The sequence below is a fragment of the Variovorax boronicumulans genome (genome assembly GCF_040544675.1).
In the GTDB taxonomy this organism is placed as follows: domain Bacteria; phylum Pseudomonadota; class Gammaproteobacteria; order Burkholderiales; family Burkholderiaceae_C; genus Variovorax; species Variovorax boronicumulans_D.
The window spans coordinates 13,933-32,799 of sequence record NZ_JBEPKK010000001.1 but is presented as its reverse complement, the minus strand read 5'-3'; the positions used below and the strand labels follow the sequence as shown (position 1 = coordinate 32,799).

At 71.5% G+C, this 18,867-nt stretch carries 4 protein-coding genes; all 4 read right to left on the bottom strand.

The features are described from left to right. Position 1: 1 nt before the first annotated feature. Genes ABIC90_RS00105 through ABIC90_RS00090 form a run of 4 tightly spaced genes read right to left on the bottom strand, consistent with a single transcriptional unit; the run spans position 2 to position 18,865 of the window. Positions 2 to 3,085 carry a non-ribosomal peptide synthetase gene (locus ABIC90_RS00105; RefSeq protein WP_354352004.1) on the bottom strand — a complete coding sequence of 1,028 codons (3,084 nt, stop codon included), beginning with the start codon at positions 3,083 to 3,085 and terminating at the stop codon, positions 2 to 4. Positions 3,086 to 3,087: 2 nt separating this feature from the next. Next, positions 3,088 to 8,919 carry a non-ribosomal peptide synthetase gene (locus ABIC90_RS00100; RefSeq protein WP_354352003.1) on the bottom strand — a complete coding sequence of 1,944 codons (5,832 nt, stop codon included), beginning with the start codon at positions 8,917 to 8,919 and terminating at the stop codon, positions 3,088 to 3,090. Beyond that, positions 8,916 to 13,544 (bottom strand): type I polyketide synthase, encoded by a 4,629-nt coding sequence (locus tag ABIC90_RS00095; RefSeq protein ID WP_354352002.1) that lies wholly within the window; start codon positions 13,542 to 13,544, stop codon positions 8,916 to 8,918. The genes ABIC90_RS00100 and ABIC90_RS00095 overlap by 4 nt, the downstream gene beginning before the upstream one ends. Then, on the bottom strand, positions 13,544 to 18,865 hold the full coding sequence (locus tag ABIC90_RS00090) for an amino acid adenylation domain-containing protein (protein ID WP_354352001.1): 5,322 nt from the start codon (positions 18,863 to 18,865) through the stop codon (positions 13,544 to 13,546). Before ABIC90_RS00090 ends, ABIC90_RS00095 begins: the two co-directional genes overlap by 1 nt. Positions 18,866 to 18,867 lie beyond the last annotated feature (2 nt).

Below are 18,867 nucleotides of genomic sequence, written 5' to 3'. Positions count from 1 at the left end.
TTCAAGAAGTTGTGGCCTCGGCGGCAAGGCGCCAGGCATCGGCGAGCTGTTCCGTCTCTGCGGGGTCGGTGCTCGCGGCGCGCACGGCGCGCGCCAGGGTCGAGACGCTCGGGTGGTCGAACACCAGCCCCGGCGCGATCTCCACACGCAGCAGCCGGCGGATGCGCGCGGCCAGCTTGATCACCAGCAGCGAATGCGCGCCGAGCTCGAAGAAGTCGTCGTCCACGCCGACGGCGCTGCGCCCGAGCAGATCCGCCATGCCCGCGGCCAGGAGATGCTCCAGCGCATCGCGCGGGGCCTGGGCCGCTTCATCGGGTGCAGGCACGGTCGATGCGGCTGCGGATGCCAGCGCCAGGCGGTCGACCTTGCCGTTCGCCAGCCGCGGAAAACCCGCCGTTTCGACGCAGCGCGCCGGCACCATGTGGGCGGGCAACAGCGCGGCCAGCCGCTCCCGCAGCCCAGCCGCATCGCCGATCACGAAAGCCAGCAGCTCCACGCCGCCGGCGGGAACGGCCACGGGCAGCACCACCGCCTGGCGCACGCCCTCCTGCGCCAGCAGCACGGCTTCGATCTCGCCCGGCTCCACGCGAAAGCCCCGCACCTTCAGCTGATGGTCCGCGCGCCCCGCGATGCGCACCGAACCGTCGGGCAGCACGCACGCCAGGTCACCGGTGCGGTAGAGCCGCTCGCCCGGCTGGAAGGGATCCTCTACAAAGGCCTCCGGCGCCACGCCGCCGAGGTATCCGCGGCACAGCTGCGCGCCGCCGATGAAGAGCTCGCCCAGCGCGCCGGTGGGCGCCAGCCGCAAGGCGTGGTCGAGCACGCGCACGCGGTTGTTGGCCAGCACCTGCGACAGCGGCAGCAGGTCGGGGAAGGCCGCGCCGGCATCGAGCCGGTGCACCATGACGCCGACCGTGGCCTCGGTCGGCCCGTAGTGGTTGTAGACCGTGCAATCGGGCGCCACGCGCGCGATGCGTTGCAGCAGCGAGCGCGATGCCGCTTCGCCGCCGAGCACCAGCAGGCGCGGCAGCACCGGCGCCTCGGCTTCGAGCAGGGCCTCGAGGTGCGAGGGCACGATCTTGAGCGCATCGATGCGGCGCCCGGCCATGAAGCGGGTGAATCCAGCGGCATCGTTCGTTGCGTCGGCCCCGGCAACCACCAGGCATGCGCCGTTGAAGAAGGCGCCGAACAGCGCCGTGTTGCCCAGGTCGGCCGCCACGGTGCTGGTCAGCGCCCAGCGGCGGAAACGACGCAGCTGCATCGCCTCGGACACGGCGGCCACGTAATTGAGCAGCTGCGCCTGCGCAATCACCACGCCCTTGGGGCGGCCGGTGGAGCCGGAGGTGTAGAGCACATAGGCCAGGTCTTGCGGACCGGAGGGCACGCCGGGCGCCGAGGCGTCGAAGGCCGACAGGTCGATGCCGCCGATGCAGTCCACACGCCATGCGGACACGGAGGCGCCCTGCACGGGTTCGGCCTGCAACAGCAGGGCGGGCTGCGCATCGGCCAGCACCGCGGCGCGGCGCGCCGCCGGCCATTCGGGTTCGAGCGGCAGGTAGCCCGCGCCAGCGCGCCAGGCGGCGAGCATCGCGACCAGCAGGGCCAGTGAACGCGGCAGCGCGAGCGCGACCAGCGCGCCGCGCTGCACGCCCTGCGCCTGCATCCAGCGCGCCATTCGGTTGATGCGCGCATCGAGTTCTGCATAGCTCAGGCACTGGTCGCCGTCTTCGATGGCGGGCGCGTCGGGCGTCGTGCGCGCCCAGTGCGCGATGCGCTCGGCAAGGCCCTGCGTGCCAACGTCCAGCGGCGCGCCGTTCAGCGCGAGCAGGGCCTTGCGTTCGTCCGCGTCGATCAGCGCCAGGTCCTGCATCGGCGTTGCGGGGTTGTCGGCGACGGCCTCCAGCAGGCAGAGCAGCTGCTGCATCAGCCGCTCCAGCGCGGGCTGCGCATGGCGGCCTTCGTCGGCATGCAGCGTGAGCACCGCGCGCTGCGCCGACCATTCGGCCTCCAGCGCGAGCTCGAAGCAGCGCAGCGGCCCCGGGCGCTGCGTCACCTGCCACGACGGGTGCAGCGCATCGGGCGCGCGCAGCGCGAAGCCGGTGGCCAGATGCGCCGCATCGGCGGCCCCATCGAGCGTCCAGTACTCCTGCGACGCCACATGCGCACGGGCTTGCGAAGTGAATCGCGCCAACCAGTCGGCAAACGGCTCCTCGGCGCCGATCTCCACGCGCACCGGCAGCACCTTCTCGTACACGCCGATCGCGCCCTGCATCACCTCGTAGTCGCGCCGGCAGTCGTGCTGCCAACCTCCGGCGAAGCGGGCGAAACCCGTCAGCCGCGCGAGCAACGCCCACCACGCGGCCTGCAGCAGATCGGCGGCCTCCGCGCCGTGCGACAGGGCCAGCGCGCCGAGGCGCTCGATCAGCCGCGCATCGAGCTCGCGCGTGGCGATGTGCCGCGACGTTGGCGGCAAGGGCGCCGATGCCGCGGCCTGCCGCGATGCGAGGCGCGGCGCGGCCAGCGCTTCGGTGTCCGCCATGTAGCCGGCCCAGTAGGCCCGCCCCTGCACGGCATCTTCTTCGTCGTCTTGCGCGAGCGAATCCCGCCATGCGGCGAACTGCGTGTACTGGAACGGCTCGGTGGCTTCCACGGCCGCCCCCCGGACGCTTTCGCCGATGCGGGCCAGCAAGGTCGCCAGGCTGGCCGCGTCGGCCGCCAGCGGGTGGGCATGGAGCGTCAGCCGATGGCGCGATGCATCGATGCGCGCCAGCCCCATGCGCACCATGCCGCCGTCGCCCGGCTGCATCGGCGCATCGGCCTGCTGGTGGCTGGACGGCAGCGTGGCGCGGGGCTGCTGGCGCCACCCCGAAGGCTCCGGCGCCTCGCGCACGGCCAGGCGCAGCGACTCGTGCGCCTGCAACACCTCGGCCGCGAAACCGTGCAGGCGCGCCTCGTCCAGCGCGCCGTCGATGTCCACCGCCATCGCGAGCGGCTGCATCGCGGCGCCGCCGTGCATCGCGAGCACGGCGCGCTGCTCGGGGCTGAGCGGCAGCGCCGCCTCGAAATTCTCGAACCGGTCTTCCATGGTCATTCGCTCCCCGCGGTTTCGGCGGCCAGAAGCGCCGAGCGCTCGAACATCGCGCCCATGGCCACGACGATCTTGCGCGGGCCTTCGTAGGGATCGCGCGCGTGCGCGGCGAGCATGTTGTCGAGCATCACCACGTCGCCCCGGCGCCAGTCGAAGCGCACGGCGCAGGCCTCGTAGGTGCGGCCCACCACGGCCATGGTCTCGTCGTCGATGGGCGTGCCGTCGCCGTAGCAGACATGGCGCGGCATGCGGTCGGCGCCGACGAGCGCGAGCAGGTCCTCGCGCACGTCGGGCTCCAGGCACGCCGGATGGTGCAGCTGCACCTGGTTGAAGAACACCCGCTCGCCGGTGAGCGGATGCCGCATCACCGCGGGGCAGTGGGTGCGCGTCTGCAGCGTGTCCTCGTCGAGCCAGCGCCATTCGATGCCGCCCGCGGCCAGGCGCGCCTCGACCTCGTCGCGCCGGTCGGTCTTGAAGAAATCGCGCCAGCTCACGTCCAGGTGCGGCGTGAAGGTGCGCACATAAGTCAGCGCCTTGCGCTCGAAGGCCTCGACGATGTCCGCCGGCAGGCGCCTGAGCATCTCGCGGCAATCGACGATGGGCGTCGCGCCGCCCACAGGCGAAGGCAGCTCGCAGTAGAACCACTGCTTGCGCGGCCAGCGCTCCATGTGCGAACTCTCGTTGTGATACAGGATCATCTGCTTCTCGGGGTACGGCGTGGAGCGGTAGGTGCGGCGTCCGCCCTCCTTCTTGGGCAGGTCGCCGTAGCTGCCGTAGAGCTCGGGCTCGACGTTCTCGGCGAAGGCCTCGAAGTCCTGCGGCGTCGCGAGACCGAAGTTGCGGAACAGCAGCCCGCCATGGCGTGCGAGCGCTTCGTCGACGAAGCCGCGGTGCCCGCGCACCCAGGCCACGGCGTCGAAGCCGTGGCCGGTGGCCTCGATGACCAGCGGGAACTCGCGCCCCTCGGCCAGGAACGAGGTCTTGACCGGCGACGCAGAAGGCACGGTGGCGGACGGCGCCCTGGCTGCGAACTTCTTGAGCTTGTCCAGCTTTCCGAGCTGGGGCGACGGCATCGGATTCATGGGGAATTCCTTGCGAACAGGTGTTGAAAAGAGTTGTTCGACGCGCGCGTCGGGGGTGATCACCAGCTGCCGCAGCAGCGCGCACCATTCGGCGGCCCAACGCCGGATCGACTCGGCACGGTAGAGGCCGGTGTCGTAGACCCACTCGGCAGTCCACTCGGCCGCCCGATCGGACGAGCCTTCGTGCACGAAGACCGCAATGTCGAACTTCGAATGCCGCACGCGCTGCGGCACGACGTCGATGCGCAGGCCCGGGATCTCGAAGTGCCCGGCCGGCGTGTTCTGCATGACGAACAGCATCCGCACCGGCGTGCCCTGCGAGCGCGGAATGCCGGCAAGGTCGAGGATGCGGTCGAAGGGCACGCTGCCGTGCGCCAGCGCCGATTGCGTGGTCGCATGCACCTGCGCCAGCCAGTCGGTGAAGCGGGCCGAAGCGTTGCCGCGCGAGCGCAGCGGCACCACGTTAACGAAGAAGCCCATGAGCTTCTCGAGCTCGGGGTGGTCGCGCCCGGCGACGTCGGTGCCGATGACGAGGTCGGCTGTGCCCGCTTCGCGGTGCACCAGCGCGAGGAAGGCCGCGAGCATCACGGTGAAGCGCGAGGTCTTCTTGGCGTGCGCCAGCAGGGTGAGCGCCTCCACCAGCGCGCCTTCGAGCGGCACGCGCAGGCTGTCGCCCGCGTGCGCGGCGGCTGCCGTGGGCTTGCCGTCCGCCGGCAGGCGCGAAGCCTTGGGGGCGTCGTGCAGGTAGCGCCGCCAGAACGCCGCGTCCCGCGCGCGGGTGGCTTCGAGCATGCGGGCGTGCCACACGGCGTAGTCCGCGTACTGCACGCGCAGCGGCGGCAGCCTGGACGGCAGGTCGGCGCGCAGCGCCTCATAGGCGGCCACGAACTCGTTCGCGAAGATCGCGCCAGACCATCCGTCGAACGCGATGTGGTGCACGCACAGCAGCAGCGCATGGCGGCCCGGTCCGAGGTGCAGCAGCGCGGCACGCAGCGGCGCGGCCGAAGCAAGGTCGAAAGGCTCCGCCGCCATCGCGTCCAGCGCGGCGCCGATGCGCTCGGCTTCCGCTTCGGGTGCCACCGGCGACAGGTCGGTCCACGGCAGTTCGAAGGCGGCCACCGGCGCGATGGCCGCGACCGGCTCGCCGTCATCGCCGTCGTCGTGAAAGGGATAGGCCATGCGCAGCACCTCGTGCCGCGCCACCAGCGTCTCGAGCGCGCGCCGCAGCACCGCCGCATCGAGCGGGCCCTCGAAACGAAGCGCGGTCGCCATGTTGTAGGCGGTGCGTCCGGCGGCATCGGCCAGGCGGTCGACGAGCCAGAGACGATGCTGCGTCGGCGAAAGACTCATGCGGGCGCCGCGCGCCACCGGCACCAGCGAAGGCATGGAGGTACCCGCCCCCATGGCCCCGGCGACGGTTGGCGTGTGCCGCGCGGCCATGTCGCGCAACACCGGATGCTCGAACACCTCGCGCAGCGGCAGCTGCAGCCCCGAAACCGCGCGCAGGCGCGAGACGAGCTGCGCGGCCATCAACGAATGCCCGCCCAGCTCGAAGAAGTGCGCCTGGCGCCCCACCTCCCCCGCACCCATGCCCAGCAACTCGGCCCAGACGCGCGCCAGCGTCTCTTCCATCGCGCCGCTCGGCGGCTCGTGGGTGCCGGCGTCCGCGGCCTGTATCGGCGGCAGCGCCTTGCGGTCGATCTTTCCGTTGGCGTTGAGCGGCAGGCCCGGCAGCGCCATCAGGAGAGACGGCAGCATGTAGTCGGGCAGCGTGCGGCCCAGCCACTCGCGCAGCGCCGCGGCGTCCACGGCAGGCCCCGCGTGCAGCGAGACATAGGCCGCGAGCCGCGCGCCGCCGGGTGCCTGCTGCGTCACCACCACCGCCTCGCGCACCTGCGGATGGGCCAGCAGTTGCGCCTCGATCTCGCCGAGCTCGATGCGAAAGCCGCGAATCTTCACCTGGTGGTCCAGGCGCCCGAGGTAGTCGAGCTGGCCCTGGCTGTTCCACCGCACGAGGTCGCCGGTGCGATAGAGGCGGCCGCCGTTCGCATCCAGCGGGTCGGCCACGAAGCGTTCGGAGGTGAGCCCCGGTCGCTTCGCATAGCCGCGCGCAAGCCCGACGCCGCCCAGGTACAGCTCGCCCGCCACGCCAGGGGGCACGAGGTTCAGCGAGGCGTCCAGCACATGGGTCCGGATGCCGGACACGGGCCGACCGATCGCGACCTGATTGCGCCCGTCGTCGCGGCAGGTCCAGTGGGTGACGTCGATGGCCGCTTCGGTCGGTCCGTAGAGGTTGAAGAGCCCGGCCTTCGGCAGCCGCCGGAGCACCTCGTTCCGCGCCTCGGCGGGCAGGGCCTCGCCGCTGCAGACGATCCGCCTGAGGCTGGTGCAGGCCTGCACGTCGGGCTGCGTCAGGAAGGCCTGCAGCATCGACGGCACGAAGTGCAGCGTGCTCACGCCGTGACGCTGGATCAGCTCGACCAGGCGGGCCGGATCCCGGTGATCGCCCGGCGCGGCCACCGCGAGCCGGGCGCCGTACATCAACGGCCAGAAGAACTCCCACACCGACACGTCGAAGCTGAACGGCGTCTTCTGCAGCACCGTGTCGCCGGGCGCAAGGCCGTAGGCCTCCTGCATCCATGCGAGCCGGTTGTGCAGCGCGCGGTGCCGGTTGGCCGCGCCCTTGGGCTTGCCGGTCGAGCCCGAGGTGTAGATGACGTAGGCGAGGTTCTCCGCGTCCAGCGCAACGGCCGGATCGCTGTCGTCGGCCGCGTCCTTGCCGTCGATCTCGTCGGCGCCGTCGGCGTCGATGAGCAGCACCGGAACGCCGATGTCCGCAGGCAGCCGCTCCTGCAGGCGGCGCTGCGTGAGCACCAGCGCGAGCCCGCTGTCCTGCACCATGTAGGCGATGCGATCGGCCGGGTGCTCCGGGTCCAGCGGCACGTAGGCGCCGCCGGCCTTCATCACCGCGAGCAACGCGATCACCATTTCGATGCTGCGCTCCAGCGCGACACCCACGAGGTGCTCGGGCCGCACCCCGCGCGCGATGAGCCGGTGCGCGAGCCGATTGGCGCGGCGCTCCAGTTCGGCATAGCTGAGTGTCCGGTCGCCGAAGACCAGCGCCTCGGCGTCCGGGTGCGCGGCCGCCCATCGGGCGATGACCTGGTGCACGGGTTCCGCGTCGCCGTGGCCGCGTGCGTTGACGCCCCATGCCGCGAGCTGCGCATGCTCTTCGCCGGCCAGCAGCGCGAGCGCGCCCAGCGCCTGCCGCGGATCGTCCGCCAGCGTCTGCAGCACGCGGTGGTAATGGCCAGCGAGCCGTGCGATGGTGGCCGGCTCGAACAGCTCGGCGGCATAGCGGAACGCGGCGCGGATGCTGCCGTCCGCGCGCTCGATGGTCTCCAGCGTCAGCTCGAAGGGCGCGGCGCGCTCCTCCAGGTCGATGCGCCGCACGCTCAGCCGCGGCCAGCCGCGCAGCGGGCGGTCGCCTTCGCCGAGGTGGTTGAACATGACCTGGAACAGCGGCGCACCCGCACCGTTGCGGTCGGCGCCGTCGGTGCGCAGTGCCTGCACCAGCCGTTCGTAGGGCAGCTCCTGGTTTGCCTGCGCCTCGAAGGCGGTGTCCCGCACCTGCGCGAGCAGTTCGGCCAGGGGCATGCGCGGGTTCATGCGCGCGTCCATCACCACGGTGTTGATGAAGGCGCCCACCACGCCGGCGGTTTCCGGGCGGCTGCGCCCCGCGACCGGCACGCCGACGCGTATTTCCTCCTGCCCTGTGTAGCGGAAGAGCACCGCATGCAACGCCGCGAGCAGCACCATGAACAGGGTGCCGCCCTGCGCGCGGGCCTGCCGCTTGAGTTCGCTCGCCAGCGGCGCCGGCACGTCGAGCGCGTGCTGCACGGCCCTGTAGCCGGCGTGGGCCGCGCGCGGCCTGTCGGTGGCGAGGTCGAGCACCGGTTGGCTGCCGCCGAGGCGTTGGCGCCAGTACGCGAGTTGCCGCCCGCCCTCTTCGCTCTCGAGCCAATGGTGCTGCCAGCGGACGAAATCGACATAGCGGATCTCGGGCGCGGGACCTGCGGCCGCCGCGGCGCCGTCCACGCGCTGCGCGTAGCGCTGCGCCAGTTCGTCGAGGATGAGTTCGACGGTCCAGGCATCGGAGACGATGTGGTGCAGCATCAGCAGCAGCTGGTGCTCGTCTTGCGCCATCTTCAGCAGTGCGCCGCGCAGCAGCGGGCCGTTCGCAAGATCGAAGGGCGTGCGGCAGACCTGCAGCACCGCTTCGCGGTGGCGCGATGCGCGGGCGGCGGCATCGAGGGTGCTGAGGTCGGCAAAAGGAATGTCGATGCGGGCGGCCGGGTCGATGCGCTGCTCCGGCAGTCCTTCGGGCCCTGCGCCGAACACGGTGCGCAAGCTGTCGTGCCGCAGCACCAGCTCCTCGATGGCCTCCTGGAGCGCAGCGACGTCCAGCGGCCCGGAGAAGCCCAGGCCGCCACCGACGTGATAGGCCGTGTTGCCGGCATCCAGCTGCCACAGGAACCACTGTCCCTGCTGCATGAAGGAGACGGGCGCGGCGGCGCCGTCGTCGGTGCTCCGGGTGATCGCCTCGCGAGATGAACGCGGCGGCGCGGCGCCTGCCTCGCCCTGGTCCGCGCCGTCGCGCCGCAACCGGCGCTGCAGCAGGCTCAATTGCGCCGGCGTCAGTTTCGCGCGGCGCGCGGTGATGTCGTTGCTGTCGTTGCTTTGGCTCATGATGAAAGCCCCGCAGTGGTGCGACCGGGCCGGGCGCCGTCGTCCTCCCCGTCGCCGGTTCCGGCGGCCTCTATGTCCTCGATCAGGCGCAGCTCGACCAGCGAAGCCAGTCCGGCGACGGTCGGGGCCTTGAAGAAAGCCGCGGGCGCGAGGTCCACGCCGTAGGCCCTGCGCACCTTCGACAGCAAACGGATGGCGAGCAGCGAGTCGCCGCCCAGCTCGAACAGGTTGTCGTGCGCGCCCACGGGGGCGATGCCCAGCGCCTCGATCCAGAGTTCGGCCAGGCCTTCCTCGAGGTCGCCTTCGGGTGCGACGAACGCGGTCTGCATGACCGGGCGCGGATGGCCCGCCCGTGCCGGGGTCGATGACGCTTCGGGCGCGTCGTCCGCCGCATCGAGCAGGCTGCGAAGCGGCCGCAGGCGCGGCGCGAGCGGCGACGCGGACACCACGGTCTGCGGCAGGTCCGGTCCGTTGACGATGCGCTCGAAGGCCAGCACGCCGGTGCGCTCGTCCAGTCCCATGCCTTCGGGCAGGTCCTTGCCCGCCGCGGCGCCCACATCGCGCCAGGCGTCCCAGTTGACCGAGAACACCGGCAGCGCCGAAGTGCGCCGGTGCGCGCTGGCCAGCGCATCGAGGTAGTCGTTGGCCGCGGCGTAGTCGCTCAGGCCGAGGCCGCCGAGCAAGGTCGCGATCGAAGAGCAGAAGAGCACGAAGTCCAGCGGCTCCGCGGCCACCGCATCGAGCAGCGCGCGCGTGCCCGCGATCTTGGGCGCAAAGGCGGCTTCGACCTGCGCCTGCGTGCGCTGCGACACCATGCCGTGATCGGGCTCGATGACGGCATGGACGACGCCGTTCACCGCGCCGAAGCGCGCATGCACGGCCGCCAGTGCGCCGCGCAGTTGGGCGGGGTCGGTCACGTCGGCGGCCACGGTGAGCACCTCGATGCCGTCGGCCTCCAGTTCGATGAGTTGCCGGAGCCTGCGGCGCAGTGCCGCGGGCCGTTCGGCTGTTTCGGGCGCTTCTTCGATAAGGCGCGCCCACTCGCCGCGCTCGGGCACGGGCGTGCGCCCCAGCAGCACCAGCCTGGCCTGCCATGTCTTGCCGAGGTGGCGGGCGAGCGCCATGCCCACGCCGCCCAGGCCGCCGGTGATGAGGTACACGCCGCCCTTGCGCAGCCGCTGCACGCCGGGCGTGCCGGCCGCCAGCGGCTCGCAGGTCCGCGTCCAGCGGTGCGGGCCACGGTAGGCAACGACGGGCTCGTCATGCGAGGCCGCCGCTTCCTGGACGACGCAGCGCGCGAGATCGCTCTCGGCGGCGCTCTCGGGGGCGGGCAGGACCACGTCCAAGATGCGGCAGGCGATCGACGGCGATTCCTGTCCCAGCACCTTGGCCAGGCCGCGCAGGGTTGCCTTTTCGGGCGACAAGGTCTCGGTGCCGCAGACATCTTCGATACCGTCGGTGACCACGGTCAATGCCAGCGGCGCGCGCTGCGAGCGATCGGCGGGGTCCAGCGCCTGGGCCAGCGCGAGCAGGCTGAAGTAGCCTGCGGCCAGGCCTTCGGCAGGCGATGCGGCGGGTCGGCCGGCGTCCAGGCTCCACAGGTGAAAGACCTGCGTCACCGGGCCGGCCTCGGCTTCGGCCTCGCGCAGCAGCCGCGCGTGGTCGGCACGGTCCGTGCCGCGCACTTCGTACTGCTGCGGGGCGGTGCGCGCAAACGCCTTGCCGCGCAGCGCGACGACCACCTGCGCGCCCTGCGCACGCAGCGTGCGCGCGAGCCGGTCGGTGAAGCTGTTCACATCGCCGAGGACCAGGGCGCAGCCTGGGCGGGCCGTTTCATGCGAGGACGGCAACAGCGGCGCCGTTCGCTTCCACGAGGGTACATAGAAGAGCCCCGCGGGCTCACTCTGCGGGGCCGCCTGCACGGACTCGGCAGACGCGGCGGGATCGACCCAGAAACGCTGGCGCCGGAAGGCATAGGTCGGCAGCGGCACGCGGCGCCGGATCGCGCCGTCGCGGCACGCCGGCCAGTCGATGTCCACGCCCACGGTCCACAGGCCCGCCACCGCGTTCGCCAGCTGCGGCGCATTGCGCGCAAGCTGCTGCGGATGCGCCTGGCTGGCCCAGATGCCGGCGGCCGACGCGCTGCCGGAGTGCTGGCGCGCCAGCCCCGCAAGCGTCTCGCCCGGCCCGACTTCGAGCACCGCGCGCCCGGGCGTGGCGAAGATTTCGCGCAGGCCCTCGGCGAAGCGCACCGTGCCGCGCAAGTGCCGGCCCCAGTAAGCGGGGCTGGTGGCCTCCTGCGGCGTGATGGGCAGGCCCGAGGCGTTGGAGATGAACGCGATGGCCGGCGCATGCCTGGGCACCGCGGCGACCACCCGCTCCAGCTCCGCGACGATCGGATCGACCAGCCGCGAATGGAAGGCGATGGCCACATGCAGGCGGCGCGGCACGTGCCGGTGCGCGCGCAGCGCTTCTTCGACGCGCTCTATCGCATCCACCGGGCCGGCGAGCACGCAGAGCGCCTCGCCGTTCACCGCGGCAAGGTCGCAACCCATGGCCAGGAAGGGCGCCAGTTCTTTCTCGGACAGCGACACGGCGGTCATCGCGCCCGGCACCAGCGTCTGCATGAGGCGGCCGCGCGCGGCGACGATGCGCAGCGCGTCCTCCAGCGAGAACACGCCAGCCAGGCAGGCCGCGACGTATTCGCCCAGGCTGTGGCCGAGCATCAGCGACGGCTTGACGCCGCAATGCATCCACCAGCGCGCCATGGCATAGCCGACGACGAACAGCGCGGGCTGTGCGAACTCGACACGCAAGAGGCGCTCGTTGGCGGCCTGCTCCTGGCCGGCCGGCGGAAACAGCAGCGGATGCAAGTCGACGCCGCAGTCGCGGCGCAGCACGGCGAGGCAGCGGTCTGTCTCTTCGCGGAAGACGGCGCTGTCGCGGTAGAGGTCCGCGCCCATGAGCGCGTGCTGCGTGCCGCTGCCCGGGAACAGGAACACCACCTCGGGCGCCGCGCCCACCGGCCGGGGCGTGGCACCAGCGGACGACGCGAGCATCTCGGCAGCCAGCGCCGTCTGGTTCGCCACCACCGCGCTGCGCCATGCGAAGGTCTTGCGCCCGGACTGCAGCGTGTGGGCGACGTCCTCCAGCGGTTGTTCGTTGCCGTGTTCGCGCAGGTGCGCCGCCAGGCGTTCGCGCCCCGCCATCAGCGCGGCTTCGTCCTTCGCCGAGAGCGGCAGCACCTGCCATGACGGTGCCGACGACGTCTTCGCCTGCACGGATGCCGAACGCGGCGCTTCTTCAAGCACCACATGCACATTGGTCCCCCCGATGCCGAACGAGCTCACCCCCGCGCGCCGCGGCGTGGGGCCTTCGGGCCAGGGCCGGCGCTGCGCGTTCACATGGAACGGGCTGCTCGCGAAATCGATCCGCGGATTGGGTTTGCTGAAGTGCAGGCTGGGGGGCAGCACGCCGTGCCTGAGCGCCATCGCGGCCTTGATGAGCCCCGCCACGCCGGCGGCCGCGTCGAGGTGGCCGATGTTGGTCTTGACCGAGCCGACGGCACAGAAGCCGCGCCGCTCGGTGTCGGCGCGAAAGGCCTGCGTGAGCGCCGCGATCTCGATGGGGTCGCCCAGCGTGGTGCCGGTGCCGTGCGCCTCGATGTAGCCGATGGTGTCGGCCGAGACGCCCGCGATCAGCTGCGCGGCGCGAATGACTTCGGCCTGTCCGTCGATGCTGGGCGCGGTGAAGCCGACCTTGGCCGCGCCGTCGTTGTTGGCGGCCGTGCCCTTGATGACCGCGTGGATCGTGTCGCCGTCGCGCAGCGCTTCATCGAGCCGCTTGAGCACGACCACGCCGGCACCGCTGCCGATCACCGTGCCGGCCGCGTCGGCGTCGAACGCGCGGCAATGGCCGTCGGGCGAGAGGATGGCGCCGGCCTGGTAGCGGTAGCCGCCCTCCTGCAGCAGGTTGAGCCACACACCGCCGGCCAGTGCCATGTCGCAGTCGTGGCTCAGGAGCGCCTGGCAGGCGGTGTGCACGGCGGTGAGCGAGGTGGAGCAAGCGGTCTGCACGCTCACGGCGGGGCCGCGCAGGTCGAGCTTGTAGGCGACCCGCGTGCACAGCGAGCCGCCGGAGTTGCCGCTCATGAGGCCGAGCAGGTCGGCAATGCCCGTGTGCGCGCCCAGCCCGAAAGACGGCAGCAGGTTGCGGATGAGGTAGACGTTGGCGCCCTCGCCCGCATACACGCCCACCTTGCCGGGCCAGCGCGCGGGGTCGCAGCCCGCATGCTCCAGCGACGCCCAGGCGCACTCCAGAAAAACCCGCTGCTGCGGATCGAGGTTCTCGGCCTCGCGCGGCGTGTAGCCGAAGAAGCCGGCATCGAACTGGTCGAAGCCTTCGAACATCACGCCGGCCTTCACGTAGTCGGGGGCGTCCAGCAGGCTCTGCGGCACGCCGCGCGCGCGCAGCTGGTCGTCGGTGAAGCGCGCGACCGACTCCACGCCGCGCTCGATGTTGCGCCAGAAGGCGTCCACATCGTCGGCGCCGGGAAAGCGCCCCGCCATGCCGACGATGGCGATTTCCAGGCCGGTGGGTTCGGCGGCGTCGTTGAAGGTGGACATCAATTCACTCTCTCTGCCGCTTTGCGGCGTTGAAGCATGGCGGCCCGCTGGCGCAGCGCGCGCTCGTCGCCGCCTGCGGTGGAAGCAACCGCGGCTTGCGCGCCGCCCTGCTCGATCCAGCGCGCCAGCGATTCGACGGTGGGGTACTTGAAGAGGTTGACCAGCGCAAAGCTGCCCTGCAGCCGTTCTTCCAGCAGGCGGTGTGCGCGAATGAGCAGCAGCGAGTGGCCGCCCAGGTCGAAGAAGTTGTCATGCAGGCCGACCCGCTCGACCTGCAGCACCTCGGACCAGATGGCCGCGAGCGTGCGGGCCACATGGCCCTCTGGCGCCTCGTAGGTGCTCGCGCGGCCCAGGCCCTCGGGTTCGGGCAGCGCCTTGCGGTCGACCTTGCCGTTCGCGTTGAGCGGCAATGCCGGCAGCGTGACCACGGCGCGCGGCACCATGTAGTCGGGCAGTGCCAGCGCGAGCCGCTCGCGCAGCGCCTGCGTGTCGACGGCCCGGTCCGCATGCGCGGCGATGTACGCCACCAGCGATGCGCCGCCCGCGCCCTCGCGGGCCACGACCACGGCTTCGCGCACCTCGGGCTGCGCAAGGATCTGCGCCTCGATCTCGCCGAGCTCGATGCGAAAGCCGCGGATCTTCACCTGGTGGTCGATACGGCCCAAATACTCGATCTGCCCCTCGGTGTTCCAGCGCACGAGGTCGCCGGTGCGGTAGAGGCGCTCGCCATCGCCGAAGGGGTTGGCCACGAAGCGCTCGGCGCTCAGGCCCGGCTTGTGGAGGTAGCCGCGCGCCAGGCTCACGCCGCCCAGGTACAGCTCGCCGGCCACGCCGCGGGGCACCGGGTTGAGCTCTGCGTCGAGCACATGGCACTGGGTGTCGCTGATCGGCTGTCCGATGGGCACCAGCTTCTGGCCGCCGTCGTCGCCTTCCAGGCGGCAGGTCCAGCGCGTGACGTGGATGGTGGTTTCCGTCGGGCCGTAGAGGTTCTGCAGCGTGGCGCCGCCGAGGCGTTGCAGCGTTTCCTTCTGCGTCTCGGCGGGCATGGCCTCGCCGCCGCAGATGATGTGCCGCAGCCGCGTGCTGGCTTCGATGTCCTTGTGCGCCAGGAAGGCCTGGAGCATCGAGGGCACGAAGTTGAGCGTGGTGACCTGGTGGCGCTGGATCAGCGCGACCAGCCGGGCGGGATCGCGGTGATCGCCGGGGTTGGCGACCACCAGCCGCGCGCCGGCGGTGAGCGGCCAGAACATCTCCCACACCGACACGTCGAAGCCGAACGGCGCCTTGTGCAGCACGGTGCTGTCGCGCGTGAGGCCCCAGGTGTGCTGCATCCAGGCCATGCAGCTGTGCAGCGCGGCATGATGCACGGCCGCGCCCTTGGGCTTGCCGGTGGAGCCGGAGGTGTAGATGACGTAGGCCAGGTTCGCGCCGTGCAGCGCGACGCCGGGGTCGGTGTCGGGTTCGCCCGAGAGATCGGTGCTGTCGATGTCCAGCCGGGCCAGGCCTGCGCGCTCGGCGATGTGCTCGCGCGTGGCGCGGTGCGTGAGCAGCAACGCGATGCCGCTGTCCTCCACCATGTAGGCTAGGCGCTGCAGCGGGTAGTCGGGGTCCAGCGGCAGGTAGGCGCCGCCGGCCTTGAGGATGCCCAGCAGCCCCACCACCATTTCCACGGAGCGCTCCATGACGATGCCCACGCGCATGTCGGGCTTGACGCCCAGCGCGATGAGCCGGTGCGCCAGCCGGTTGGCACGGCGGTCCAGCTCGGCGAAGCTCAGCGCCTCGTTGTCGAACAGCAGCGCAATGGCGTCGGGCTGCTGTCTCGCGTGCCGGGCGATGGCGTGGTGCACGGGCTGCGGCTGCGGTTCGCGCCGCGGGTTCACGCTCCATTGCGCGAGCTGCGACTTTTCGGTGGCGCCGAGCAGGTCGATGTCGCCCACCGCGCGGCCGGCGTCGGCGCAGAGCGCCGCGAGCACCGCCACATAGTGCTGCGCCATGCGCGCGATGGTTTCGCGCTCGAACAGGTCCTGGGCGTAGATCACATCGAGCATGAGGCGCCCGTCGGGCCGCTCGCGTGCTTCCAGCACCCAGTCGAACTGGGTCTGCAGATCGGGCAGCGCATGGTCTTGCACCTCGATGCCGTCCAGGCGCTGCAGCGCGCGGTGGTCTTCGAAGAGGTGGTTGAACATCACCTGGAAGAGCGGGCTGTGGCTCATGCTGCGCTCGGGCTGCAGGCGCTGCACCAGCTGCTCGAAGGGCAGGTCCTGGTGGGCCTGTGCGCCCAGCACCGCGTCCCTGGCCTGTGCCAGTGCGCGTGCAAGGCTGGTGCGGCCATCGATGGGATTGCGCAGCACCAGCGTGTTGACGAACAGGCCGATGACGTTCTCGAACTCCACGCGGTTGCGGTTGGCAATGGCGGCACCGACGCGAATCTCCCGCTGTCCGGTGTAGCGATGCAGCAGAACCTGCAGGCCGGCGAGCAGCACCATGAACAGCGTGGCCCCGTCCGCTTGCGCCATGCCGCGCAGCCGGGCGAGCAGCGGCGCGGGCAGCGCGAAGGCATGCCGTGCGGCGCGGTAGCTGGCCTGCGGCTTGCGCGGATGGTCGGTGCGCAACTCGAGCACCGGGTGCTCGTCGCCGAGCTGTGCGTGCCACCAGTCGAGCTGCCGCCGCGCCTCGCCGGCCGCCAGCCACTCGCGCTGCCAGGCCGCGTAGTCGGCGTACTGCACGCGCGGCACGGGCAACGCCGCGGACCGCCCCTGCAGGCGCGCGGCATAGCCTGCCGCGAGCTCGTCGATCAGCACCTGCATCGAGGCGCCGTCGGAAACGATGTGGTGCATGACCACCGCAAGCACCTGCGTGTCGTCGGACAGGCGAAACAGCGCCGCGCGCAGCAGGCCGCCCTGAGCGAGGTCGAAGGGTGCGGCCTTGAGGCGGCGGGCGTCGCTCTGCAACTGTGCCTCGCGTTCGCCTGCGGGCACGGCGCGCAGGTCGATCACCTCCAGCGCCACGGTGCCGGCAGGCTGTATCCACTGTGCGGCGGCACCGTCGCTGCCGGCGCGGAACACGGTGCGCAGCGACTCGTGGCGCGCCACCAGATCGTCGAGCGCCGCGCGCAATGCGTCGGCCTGCAGAGGGCCGGTGAGGCGCAGTGCGCCGCTCATGTGATACGCCGCGCTCGCCGGGTCAAGCTGCCACAGGAACCACTGGCGCTCCTGCGCATGGGACAGCGGCAACCCATGCAGCCGACGTTCTGCCGCCAGCACCGCCACAGGCGCGGGCCGCGCGCGCACCCCTTCGGCCAGGCGCTGCCGCACGGCAGCTGCGCATTCATGCAGGCGCGGATGCTCGAACATCAGGCGCACCGGGTAGTCGATGTCCCAATGGGTGGCAATGCGCGCGGCAACCTGCGTGGCGCTGAGCGAACTGCCGCCGCGGGTGAAGAAGTGCGCCTCGCGTGCGAAGGGTTTCGCATCGGCCGGCCGGAGCACCTCGCGCCAGATCGCATCGACGGCGCGTTCGGTGTCGTCCAGCGCGGCCTCTTCGGCCGGCGCCTCGACGGGGCCGCCCTTGACGAAGACCCCGCGCTCGAAGATGGCGTAGGCGTCGGCGCTGCGGTCCAGCCAGCCCGCGCGGCAGGCGTTGCGCTGCAGCTTGCCGCTGGTGGTCTTGGGCATGCCGCCCGGGTTGAGCAGCAGCACGGCCGAGAGCGGCTCGCCGAACACCTCGCTGACCGCGGCGCTGAGCGCCTCGACCAGCACCTGCGGCGGCACCAGCTTCTGCATGCTGCGCGACACCTCGGCGGCCGCGCCAATGCCCTCGCCATAGTGCCCGCTCGCCGCGAAGACCGCGACACGGCCCTTGCGCACCGCATCCACCTCGGCCTCGATGACGCGCTCGATGTCCTGCGGGTAGATGTTGTGGCCGCGAACGATGATCAGGTCCTTGATGCGGCCGGTCACGTAGAGCTCGCCGTCGCAGACGAAGCCGAGGTCGCCGGTGCGCAACCAGCGCCGGCCCTCGCGCTCGACGAAGGTCTGCGCCGACTCGCTCGGCTTGCCCCAGTAGCCGGCGCCGATGCTCGCGCCGCTCACCCAGATCTCGCCGATGCGGCCGGGCTCCGTCACCACCGACAGCGTGGCGGGATCGACGATGTCGACACGGTGTCCGGCCGCCGCCGCGCCGCAGCCGACCAGCAGCGGGCCGTCGTCGCTGGGCGTGCCCGTGCCGCTGGCGAGGCCTTCGGCACTGAAGCCGCGCGCGACCATGCCCGCGCCGCGCCGGCCGCCGGTGACGAACAGCGTCGCCTCGGCAAGGCCGTAGCAGGCATAGACCGCGCCCGCATCGAAACCGGCCGGCGCAAAGCGTTGGATGAAGTCGAATTCGGTGTCGGCACGCACCGGCTCGGCGCCTGTGTAGGCCACGCGCCAGCTCGACAGATCGAGCTGCGCGACCTGCGCGTCTTTCACGCGCTCCAGACAGAGGCGGAACGAGAAGTCCGGGCCGCCGCTGAGCGTGGCGCGGTGGCGCGAAATGAGCTCCAGCCAGCGCACCGGGCGCTCCAGGAAATAGCGCGGCGAGGTCAGCACCAGCGGGATGCCGCTGTACAGCGGCTGCATCAGCCCGCCGATGAGACCCATGTCGTGATAGAGCGGCGCCCACGAGACGAACTTGTCATCCGGGCCGATGCCCATGCCGACCTGGATCGCATGCTCGTTGGCCATGAGATTGCCGTGCGTGACGATCACGCCCTTGGGCGCCGAGGTGGAGCCCGAGGTGTATTGCAGGAACGCGACGTCGTCGTCCGCAGGCTCGAAGGGTTGCCAGGCATCGGCGAGCGCGGCATCGTCTGCATTCACCGCATCTACCGGGACGATCTGCACATCGCCGAACTGGTTCCCGGCCGCCGACATCGCGGCGCTCAACGCGGAAGACGTGAGCACGCAGCGCGCTGCGGAATCGGCCGCCACGCCGGTGAGCCGCGCCAGGTGCTGGGGCCGGGTCGATTCGGGCGGGAACACCGGCACCGCGACCACGCCGCTGTAGAAGCAGGCCAGCATGCTCACGGCATAGTGGTCGCCGTTGTCCAGCATGACCAGCGCGCGGTCGCCCTTGGCGAACTGCTGCTGTAGCCGCGCCGCGAGCGCGCGAACGCGTCGCTCGAAGACGGCATAGGTAAAGGGCAACTCGCTGTGGACGCCGTCGACTTCGTCGACCACGGTGAGCCAGACGTCGTGCGGACGCCGCTCGGCCAACGCGCGCAGGTGCGCCACGAAATTACGCGGTTGCAGGCCGGCGGATGCCGTGGCGAGCAGTTGGTTCATAC